Origin of the sequence: Dyadobacter frigoris, from assembly GCF_005280585.1 — a bacterium.
GTDB lineage: Bacteria > Bacteroidota > Bacteroidia > Cytophagales > Spirosomataceae > Dyadobacter > Dyadobacter frigoris.
This window is the reverse complement of sequence record NZ_SZVO01000039.1, coordinates 1-9,353: the sequence shown is the minus strand read 5'-3', so window position 1 is coordinate 9,353 and position 9,353 is coordinate 1. Positions and strand designations below refer to the sequence as shown.

The following is a 9,353-nucleotide window of genomic DNA, read 5'->3' as shown; positions in this document are numbered from 1 at the left end:
TTTATTGAGTGAAACCAATAATTTCTGCACGTTCTCTTCGGTGATTTTTGAAATATATTTCTGATATAACTGAAAGCTATAAGGGCGAACTACATCAATTTTTATAAATTGAGCACATATCCTGGAATCTGTTTGAGCATATTCCAATTCCCGGTAATCAAGACCTTTCAGCTCCTTATAAATCGCAGCACGGACAATTTGCTCAACACCGGGCATGTCTTGACGGCCAAAATCGCTCTGCTTACAGCCTTTTAATATGTCAGCGGACACAAGGGTCACCAAGCTTGGATGACCCTCTATAAGCGCATCTAAAAGCGCAAACTCAGGATTCCGAGACCAATCCGGGCGCTCAAATTTTATCAGAAATTCTTCAAACAGTTTCATCTTCATAAACTAAAGATACAAAGAAAAATCAAAATTCGATAGCTTAATTAACTATATTACAGACAGTTGAAGTTTATAGACAGACTCTAATTATTTACAAATAGGAAAAAGGGATTGCAATCCTGACCATATTAAAATGTCAGCCGTGCTTGAAAAGAAGAAGATTATTCAGCAAACTTCTGCTGTCTTATGGCAAATTGCAAAGGACACAATTACAAAAAGTGTTGAGAAGGGGTTGTATCATCCTGGCTGATGATACTTCATTGGTAATTACCTTACTAATTGAAGGGGTAAAATCCGTTGTTTCATTTGATTGTAAGCGGTTAAATCACTGCGAAAATCAGTATCAAGATCTGTTAATAGGACCTTTTTGCCGTCCATCCATAAGGCCGGGTTGATTGTTCGTATTTTCGGCGTGAGTATGCGCCAGGGATATTTGTCGGCTAAAACGAAATCGGGAACCTTTGTAATTTGTAAAATTTGAAATTGAAGTTCGGGATCCGGACTGCTGGAAACCTTATTCCAGAGCTGCTGGTCTGTAAGCCAGACGTCTGCCTCAGTAATAATAGATTTTAAAAAGCCAGTTTGTGTGAGCTGAGCCATTAGCTCGTACAGACCCAGGGCTTTAAGCTCCGACCAAATCAGCTCATCAGCCTTCATATAGTTGTATGCAAGCCAGCGGGCTTCTTCAATTTTATTAACACAAATAAGTTTATCTCTCACGGATAAATGCATTAGCACTTTATTAACCTCTTTTGCCTGGAACAGACCTGTGGCAATACCGTCACGGAAAAAATAATCCAGCCTATCCGCACATAAAGCGGGTGCTGGCTGCTCTAAAATTGGATAGTTGTCTTCGCTGATAAAATCACGCCAATCAAAGCCGTAGTTTCCTAGAACCTTCGGAATATCCGACTTTTCGAGATACTCTTCTTTTTTTAGCTCATGATAACTCTCCCCGTTTGGACCATTGAAGACGTGATCAATCACATGGGAGAAAGCAGTATGGCTGATGTCGTGAAGCAGTGCGGCAATTTGTTCTTGTAATGAACATCCTAATCTTTGGGTTAACCACATCACGCCAATAGAGTGCTGAAACCTGGTGACGGGCTGTATTAACTTTAAAAATCCTGTAATGCCATGTTGAGATATACCACCCAGACGCTCAAAATGCTTTGGTCTTTATTAGATCCAACAAAACGGGGTCTTTAATCACCACTTTTCCATAGACCAGATCCTGATATTGCATCGAAATAACCGTGTTTTAATTATTATTCAATAAAAACAAAAATAAGAAGCAAGCATTTGACACTTCAAGGAAGTTTAAATATTTTCTTCAAAACTATCTAATTGATATTTTCTGTTAAGAATTTAAATCCTACGGCAGGTAAAGTCAGCAAAGAGGGGGAACTTATGCTTACATAATCTGCTATTCAGGGCGAGCGCCAGGCGGTCCCAGGATGGTATCTCCAATCTCAGCCATGACCTGTGCAGCCAACTGCATATCAAATGATTGCTGGGGTTCATTTGTTCCATTTTCACAAATACCTACGCTTCTGATCAGGCGGGCAAATCCACTAGGCGAAGCAACAACAATTGCTTTGAACGGACTTGTTTCAGACTGATTGACAACACAATGAACAACATCTCTGGTAATAAAATGACTTTCACCAGCTTTAAGTGAATGCTGCTGACCAGGCATATAAATCGTTACCTGACCTTCAAGCACAATAATTGTTTCAGAATAATTAGCATGTACATGCAACGGGGATTGTGCACCCGGTGGGAATGTGCCTTCAATAAGATCATATTGGGATGCTGTCTCCTTTTCGCTCATCAGAATACGCTGCATTGAGCCGAAAAACCGGTAAATCGGGGAATTCATAACGGAAAAATTTTATTAATATACGCGGTATACTGCGTTGGCAAAGGCCTGTCGCATGTTTGTTTATTATATCTGTCAGATTTTCACTGCGTGGAAAGACTAGTATTTCTACAAGTTTGTTTGGCAATTCCAAGATTGTCAATACCGTATTCGAGCACATCTTTACTTTTTAAAAAAACTGGAGGTGATTGGCGGTGACCCGTACCAGAAGGAGTGCCTGTGGCAATAATATCGCCTGGAAGTAAGGTCATGAACTGGCTAATATAAGATATTAGAAATGGTATTTTGAAGTATAGATCCTTTGTACTGGAGTTTTGCATCATTTTCCCATTTAGCTTTAACCAGATAGCCAGATTATTCGGATCTTCAATTTCATCCGGTGTGACCAGATAAGGACCGATTGGACAAAACGTATTACATCCTTTGCCTTTATCAACAGTTCCGCCCCTTTCCAGCTGATAACTACGTTCACTGATATCATTCATAACACTGTACCCCGCTATAATACCCCGTGCATCCTGCTGAGAAATATAACTTGCCCTTTTACCGATTATGACGGCAAGCTCCGTTTCCCAGTCGGTTTCTTCTGAGCCAGGTGGTAATAAAATTGTATCGTAGGGGCCACATATAGCAGAAGTTGCTTTTAAAAAAATGACAGGTTCCTTTGGAACAGGCAGTCCGGTAGCAGCGATATGTTCAAGATAATTTAAACCAACAGCTACAATTTTTGAGGGCCTTGCCACCGGGCACCCAATGCGGACAGCCTTGTTCACTTTTGAAAGTTTTTTTGCGGCATTGCTTATAAATTTGCATAGCCGTTCCAAACCGCCACTTTCAAAAAAGTGCTCGTTAAAGTCTTCTGTGAATTCAGAAAGATCAAATATGGACCCATCCAGCACTATACCTGGTTTCTCCTTACCCTGATCCCCATACCTAATAAGTTTCATTTCCGGGAATGTTGAAGCCTGGTTTTGGCAGATTAATATTACTTGCTAGCATTCTTGAGCTCTGTTAAAACTTCTGGCAGTGTATTGACACCCCAGTGCTCTAAATATTTTCCATTCTTGATCCGTACAATATCGATGACATCGATGCTGATCCTGTGGCCTGTTGGCGCCAAACCAAGTAGTGTACCAGTGTGTGTGCCACTAATGTTTTTACGTGTGGTTACAAGATCTCCTTCGGCCACCTGTTCATAAATCATTACTTTCATATCGGGCATCGCAGGCCGTAAAATGTTGTTAAAAGTATTTATCATCCCGTTGGGGCCGTTGTCAGCGCCAGTAGGTGCAGAATGATTAATAAACTGCTCATCGATTAAGTTTTTAAAACTTTCAACGTCGCCTTCTTCGATAACTTCCTTATTAAATTAAAGCGTCGCACGACGGCTTTATTTTTTTCGGTTTGTGTTTGCATGTACTTATTTGTTTGATGGACTTTGGGCGGAACGCCAAAAGCAATACTTTGGCCATAAGATACCCAAATTATTATTGCTGTTACTGCTACCTTTTGTATATGTTTGGATACTTTCATAAAACGAAGGTACAGCAAAGGCTTGTCTGGATGTGAGGGCTATGCGTCCAGATCTTGTCGATGGACGTTCAAATTCTGGACCTGGTATTCGCTTGGGTTAAGGCCGAAGTAATGCCGGAAAGCATGTGAAAAGCTAGAATGATTTTTATAGCCAACTTTCAGATATACCCCGGACGGACTTTCCCCTGGAAATTTTAATAGCTCTCCGGCTTTCTGCAACTTCTTTTCCAATAACCATTGCTGTGGTGATGTACCGTATATGCGCTGAAAATTTCTTTTAGAAGTAGAACTGCTCATGTTACACAAAAATGCCAGTTCTTGCACTGTAATAGGCATCCCGATGTGCCCTTCAACCGCCGTCTTTAATAGTAAATCCTGATGATCTTTTGAAACGAGTTGTAATGACTGGAACTTCGCAGGATCCAGAAGGATCAGATATAAAAGCAGTTCTTCTAATTTTATTTGTTTGATTTCTGCTGATAATGTTACCGGACTTTTTAGTAACACGATTAGCGATTCAACATATTGGCGAATAAAGGAATCCTGAGTATAGGTAAGAAATGGCTGGTCGGTATTTTTCGTAATAGATCCTTTTAGTAATGATTGATATTTTATCCAGAAGCGGTTTAACAGTTCATTGCTGAAGTAAAGCAGTACACTTGTAAAGTTCTGTGTGTTGGAAATGATTTCTGTTGTCAAGATATTGCCGGTTGAGAGAATGACCAACTCTCCCTGGTGTATATCAATCGAAATTTCAGGGTAAACAACAGTTTTCTTACCACTAATAAGCAGATTAATCATATTACGGTTTAATATGATTTTGTTTTTGATTGTATTATGCCCTGACCGGTAGTACCGGATAATCACTTCAGTCTCACTGATAGAGGGTTCGGTAGTTAAATCATCTGGCAGGTTATAAGTTTTCAAGGTTAACGCTTAATATAATGTTCCTTTGTTTCGATTATTGAGTCAGACATTAAGTGAAGTATTAGTGCAGTTTAAACAAGCTGGATTAAACAAAAATACCCAGATGGTTAGACCGTAAAACTCTGCCCGTTTGGAAATTCGTGGTCTATGCCAGTGATTGAACATGAAATCGCGGGATTTTTAAATCCTGCGTTTAATGAGATCCGGTAATATGCTTGTTGGCTTTTTGTAGAAGTCTTGTTATTTCGTGCATGTATTTAACCAGCTCATCAAGCTGCTGTTCAGCCATATTCGACACGAGCCTTGAAATCTGCTGATAAGAGGCATGGTTAAGGGTATCAAAAACGCTTTTACCCTGATCGGTTAATGAAAGCAGATAGACCCTGGCATCTTCCTTGGAAGCTTTTCTTATGATCAATCCTGACCGTTCGAATTTTTTTAAGATACGGCTTAAATAGCCTTTATCCATGCTCAGTTTGCTAATGATATCTGAGGCTGACACAGTTCTCGCTGTGAAAATTTCGTAAAGTATCCGGGCCTCGGCAAGTGAATATTCACTGTCCAACAGGTTGTTGTTAACCAGGCCTAATACATCGGTATAGAAACGGTTAAAGCTTCTGATCTGGACAATTTTCTTTTCTAAGCTCATAGCTGATCTTTGGATAAATCCAGTTCATAACGCCTTTCAACAAGCTTTTTATCGAAAGCGTTTGACAGCTTCTGCTCTGTGAGACGGAAACCGAATTTCATATATAAACCGATTGCAGCCTGCTGTTCTTCGGTTGTCCATAGGTAAGCTTGAGTGCATTTGTTTACCTTCATAAAGCTTATAAACTCTTTCATTAGTTTTGTTCCCAATCCGGCGCCTCTGTATGCTGGCTGGAACAGAAAATAACGGAGTTGAATGGCAAGGTCCCTGTGCTGGGCTACCAGAAAACCAATGATTTTATCTTCATGCTCACAAATCCAAACCTTATCCTTTAAACTATCATATTCATGTGCAAAGTCATTCAGTCCATCCAATACATAGGCCTCAAAATTCAGGCCGTAACCGTATTCTTTTGAATACAAATCTGCATGGACATGTGCAATATATCCCAGATCTCCAGGCATTAAAACATTTCTGATCTTGATTGCGGATAAATCAGGTTTGACTAGGGTTTCCATATTGGCAATATTTAAATTGGCAGGTGTTAAAGTTTGATTCAGATTATTGATTACAAATTAAATTAATAAAGTTGACTTTGTCAACTAAAATTAAATATGTTTTCAATAAGTGCCTGAAAATGTGTAGTTTTTGCAAGTAGATTAATAAGCAGCAGAAGACGGAATATATAATTCCCATTATTCCTTTTTTTGGAGAGCATCAAAAAGTGTGGGGTAATTGATTCTTTGATAACTTGAGAAGGAATTTGAAAGCCTTAGCGTCCCCACCTTGTCATGAAAGCAAAAATGTAGCCCAGCCAGTTGCCGTTGATCCTCGAACTGGAATCTATCATTTGAAGGTACACATCCTAAATATTTCGCCAATGATTTTCCGGCGCTTTATCATTGACGGCAATACGCATATTGCAGAGCTGCATCATTTGATACAGATGATGATGGGCTGGGAGAACCAGCATTTACATGTTTTTCATATCTGGGGAGTTGATTATGGAATTGCCTATGAAGGAGGCACTTATTATCGTGATGACCCCAGTGAAATTTTTATCGGAGATTTAGGTCTGAGGGCTGGCGATAAATTTTCATATATTTATGATTTTGGCGACTATTGGAAACACGAAATCCGTGTCGAGAAGGTTGAGAATACCAGGCCCGGATACCGACATCCAATTTGTACAGCCGGACGAAGAGCTTGCCCTCCGGAAGATGTCGGTGGCCCGTATGCATATCAGGATGCTTTGATAGGTCAGTTCAGTTGGATCCAGGAAACCTTGTCAAACGTACTGGAAAGTATCGAGAACCGAGAAGTTCCGGACCTTGATCTGGATAGTGCCCCTTGGTGGTATCTCAAACACCGCAGTGAAGTCTTCGATAAGAAAAAAATGAACCAGGCATTAGCCAAACTGTATCAAAAAAAGGGTGATGGTAAATTTTGGAGAACTTTGGGTGGTTACGATGCTTATTTTGATGATTAAGAGCAATACTTTCTGTATCAATAAAACCTAGTGGTTAATTTGATTATAGTTTGTAACTTGGTGTGATGGAAAAGGGAGTGATTTTCGTCCGGGTATCAAAAAGAGAACAGGACTACCAACGGCAGATAGAAGACCTACGGGTGGTGGCTCAAACCCAAAGCCTACGGATTGTTGCAGAAATAGCTGAGAAGGTAAGCGGTGCAAAGTATAATCAGGAGCGTGATGGTCTGCAGGAGCTGCTGGCCATGGCGCGTAAACGCGAGATCAATAAGGTCCTGGTTCAGGAAGTTTCCCGTTTGGGGCGCTCGACGGTTGAAGTCTTAAATGTATTGGAGGAGCTGACCAAACTTCAAATCAGTGTTTATGTACAGAACTTTGGTATTGAAACATTAAAAAACGGCAAGAGAAACCCCATTGCTCAATTTATGTTTACGCTGCTGGCTGAATTTGCACGGATGGAACGGGAAACATTGCGGGAACGCATCCTGTCGGGAATGGACGAAGCACGCCGGAAAGGGAAACATTTAGGCCGGCCAGATGGATCAAGCGAAGACAAGGAGGCTTTTTTAAAGAAGTACCCCTCGGTGGTCCGGAATCTACGTTTGGGTATCAGTGCGCGTAAAACGGCTAAAATTTGTGATACCTCTATCAATACGGTAAGAAAAGTCAAAGATTATATTTCCTGATAACCTTAATAATCATGAAATTCAAACTCCAATTAGTATGCGAACCCGGCGAAAATGAAACTGCTTACACTGACGAGATTTTCACCTTTGATAAGTCATTTGATACTTTTGAAAACATTGGATTGAACCTTTGTGAATCAAAGCAGTTATTGAAAAACTTGCAGCAATCCATCGTGGAAAAGCAACTGGGCGCTTTTATCAAAAGTAAGGGGATGCAAAAGCTTCGTAAAAAAGGGAACTATACCGTTAAACTCAAAACACTTTTTGGTGATATCACTTTTGAAAGCCCCAGATATTATGGCGAAGATAAAAAAACGTTCAGCCCTCTGAATGAACTGCTTCCAAATCATACTACTCCTGAGCTTTTGTTTCTTGAAACGAAATGGGCATGTTTAATCCCTTTTGAAAAGACGGCAAATTTATTGAAAGAAGTCCTGCCGGTTGCGGAAACGATTAATGCGACAACGGTCCAGAACCATCTATATGACTTGGCGTTAGCCCAGGAGCAAGAGGTTGGAGAAGAGCAGTGGATGTACGACTGTGGCAGCATAAACCAGCGGCAGGCGCTGCCAAGGCCCGAAAGAACAATGGTTGTTGGGATTGATGGCGGATATGTCCGGGACTGGAAAGATAAAAAAAGCATATTCGAAGTTATCGCTGGCAAGTCGATTCCGGCTGAAAAACCAGCCAAATGCTTTGCATTTGTAGGATCATATGATTTAAAATCCAAACGCCGGTTTTATGACCATCTTGTATCACAAGGAATGCAGCCCCACCAGCAGCTTGAGTTTTTTTCAGATGGTGCTGACAACTTACGAAACCTGCAAACCTACCTTAATGCAGAATCCACGCACATTCTGGATTGGTTTCATATTACGATGAAACTGACAGTTCTGCACCAGTGCGCACTTGGGTTGATGAAAAAAGAGGAAAATATTTTCAACATTTATTGACCCGTATAAAATGGAATTTATGGCACGGTAATGCTGTACGGGCAATTGAGCATTGTGATGACCTTGACTTCTATCTTACCGATCACCTGGAAGACAAGACGCAAAAGAAAAAATATGACAAGATTAAACCGTTCCAAACATATGTTACCGACTTCGACAAATACATTTCAAACAATATAAATTTTATCGTCAATTACTCCGAGCGGTACAATTACGGCGAAGTTATTTCAACCAGCTTTGTGGAATCCACAGTCAATTATGTAATTGCCAAACGGTTTTCTAAAAAACAGTCGATGCAGTGGACTAAAAAAGGTGCACACTTGCTGCTTCAAGTCCGAACAAAAGTATTGAACAATGAATGGGAAGATACTTTTCGAAAGATGTATCCGGATTTCAGGCCGATGAAATCAGTGAAGGATCCTGACTTCATCCAGGAAGCGGCATGATCTCCCACACTTTTTGATGCACTCCACATTGGTGGAAGGTTTTCCAGAAGCCGGACGAAATTTCTTTGTAAACCTGGTATTCAGTCATTTTTAAGATGCGTTTACTTAGGGTCTGCTGAATATGTCTTCTTTTGTCTTACGCTGCGAGCTTGAGCTGTGGTTGACGATTCCGCAGCCACGGCTCAAACTTCATCTGTCTTGCTGAATAAGTAACTAGCACCACATGGCACAATAGTGCTTCCCCGGCCAACTTGACCAGGTTCAACACTAGGATGATGGATGCAATCCAGGATTGGCTTGTTGCTTGTAATCTTGCCTTTATCCGGTTTAGGCCATAAGCTGTTTTGGCTTGGCCAAACTTCCCCTCGATTGGATTGCGTTCCCCTGGACTTACGTGTTTC

Annotated in this window: 12 protein-coding genes and 1 pseudogene; 4 read left to right on the top strand and 9 right to left on the bottom strand. The window is 40.7% G+C overall.

Annotation, left to right across the window (positions count from 1 at the left end; all coding sequences use genetic code 11):
• The 8 genes and pseudogenes from FDK13_RS34835 to FDK13_RS34800 form a co-directional block, all read right to left on the bottom strand.
• A pseudogene (locus FDK13_RS34835) lies at positions 1 to 390 on the bottom strand (ISNCY-like element ISSydi1 family transposase); the annotation flags it as partial.
• Between the two features lie 264 nt (positions 391 to 654).
• A complete protein-coding gene (locus FDK13_RS34830; RefSeq protein WP_262711849.1) occupies positions 655 to 1,500 on the bottom strand; it encodes an HD domain-containing protein in 846 nt (281 codons plus the stop codon).
• 313 nt (positions 1,501 to 1,813) lie between these two features.
• On the bottom strand, positions 1,814 to 2,269 hold the full coding sequence (locus tag FDK13_RS34825) for a cupin domain-containing protein (protein WP_137344621.1): 456 nt from the start codon (positions 2,267 to 2,269) through the stop codon (positions 1,814 to 1,816).
• Between the two features lie 83 nt (positions 2,270 to 2,352).
• Complete coding sequence (locus FDK13_RS34820; protein WP_137344620.1) at positions 2,353 to 3,216, bottom strand: fumarylacetoacetate hydrolase family protein; 864 nt, start codon at positions 3,214 to 3,216, stop codon at positions 2,353 to 2,355.
• Positions 3,217 to 3,254: 38 nt separating this feature from the next.
• The gene (locus tag FDK13_RS34815; protein WP_285547139.1) at positions 3,255 to 3,587 is read right to left on the bottom strand and encodes an ester cyclase; all 333 of its coding nucleotides are present in this window, start codon (positions 3,585 to 3,587) and stop codon (positions 3,255 to 3,257) included.
• A gap of 254 nt (positions 3,588 to 3,841) precedes the next feature.
• Positions 3,842 to 4,603, bottom strand: coding sequence for a helix-turn-helix domain-containing protein (locus FDK13_RS34810; RefSeq protein ID WP_137344619.1), 762 nt, complete (start codon positions 4,601 to 4,603; stop codon positions 3,842 to 3,844).
• A 319-nt stretch (positions 4,604 to 4,922) separates the two neighbouring features.
• Positions 4,923 to 5,378 (bottom strand): MarR family winged helix-turn-helix transcriptional regulator, encoded by a 456-nt coding sequence (locus FDK13_RS34805; protein WP_137344618.1) that lies wholly within the window; start codon positions 5,376 to 5,378, stop codon positions 4,923 to 4,925.
• A complete protein-coding gene (locus FDK13_RS34800) occupies positions 5,375 to 5,896 on the bottom strand; it encodes a GNAT family N-acetyltransferase (protein ID WP_137344617.1) in 522 nt (173 codons plus the stop codon). Before FDK13_RS34800 ends, FDK13_RS34805 begins: the two co-directional genes overlap by 4 nt.
• A gap of 233 nt (positions 5,897 to 6,129) precedes the next feature.
• Between FDK13_RS34800 and FDK13_RS34795 the strand changes: the two genes are divergently transcribed.
• The 4 genes from FDK13_RS34795 to FDK13_RS34780 all read left to right on the top strand — a co-directional run bounded on the left by FDK13_RS34795 (position 6,130) and on the right by FDK13_RS34780 (position 8,952).
• Positions 6,130 to 6,867 (top strand): plasmid pRiA4b ORF-3 family protein, encoded by a 738-nt coding sequence (locus tag FDK13_RS34795; protein ID WP_310588189.1) that lies wholly within the window; start codon positions 6,130 to 6,132, stop codon positions 6,865 to 6,867.
• Between the two features lie 65 nt (positions 6,868 to 6,932).
• A complete protein-coding gene (locus FDK13_RS34790; protein WP_137344615.1) occupies positions 6,933 to 7,553 on the top strand; it encodes a recombinase family protein in 621 nt (206 codons plus the stop codon).
• 14 nt (positions 7,554 to 7,567) lie between these two features.
• Positions 7,568 to 8,506, top strand: coding sequence for a hypothetical protein (locus FDK13_RS34785; RefSeq protein WP_137344614.1), 939 nt, complete (start codon positions 7,568 to 7,570; stop codon positions 8,504 to 8,506).
• Entirely contained in the window at positions 8,503 to 8,952 is a 450-nt protein-coding gene (locus FDK13_RS34780; RefSeq protein ID WP_170983021.1) for a hypothetical protein, read from the top strand. The genes FDK13_RS34785 and FDK13_RS34780 overlap by 4 nt, the downstream gene beginning before the upstream one ends.
• Positions 8,953 to 9,088: 136 nt before the next feature.
• On the opposite strand, the gene FDK13_RS36865 is transcribed toward FDK13_RS34780, so the two are convergent.
• The coding region (locus tag FDK13_RS36865) for a transposase (RefSeq protein WP_170982952.1) at positions 9,089 to 9,353 on the bottom strand (265 nt) is incomplete at its 5' end.

Excerpts from the sequence above, each read along its gene's own strand:
- FDK13_RS34810 (WP_137344619.1), bottom strand. The coding sequence starts at position 4,603 with ATGATTAATCTGCTTATTAGTGGTAAGAAAACTGTTGTTTACCCTGAA.
- FDK13_RS34825 (WP_137344621.1), bottom strand. The coding sequence starts at position 2,269 with ATGAATTCCCCGATTTACCGGTTTTTCGGCTCAATGCAGCGTATTCTG.
- FDK13_RS34785 (WP_137344614.1), top strand. The coding sequence starts at position 7,568 with ATGAAATTCAAACTCCAATTAGTATGCGAACCCGGCGAAAATGAAACT.
- FDK13_RS34800 (WP_137344617.1), bottom strand. The coding sequence starts at position 5,896 with ATGGAAACCCTAGTCAAACCTGATTTATCCGCAATCAAGATCAGAAAT.
- FDK13_RS34820 (WP_137344620.1), bottom strand. The coding sequence starts at position 3,216 with ATGAAACTTATTAGGTATGGGGATCAGGGTAAGGAGAAACCAGGTATA.
- FDK13_RS34805 (WP_137344618.1), bottom strand. The coding sequence starts at position 5,378 with ATGAGCTTAGAAAAGAAAATTGTCCAGATCAGAAGCTTTAACCGTTTC.
- FDK13_RS34790 (WP_137344615.1), top strand. The coding sequence starts at position 6,933 with ATGGAAAAGGGAGTGATTTTCGTCCGGGTATCAAAAAGAGAACAGGAC.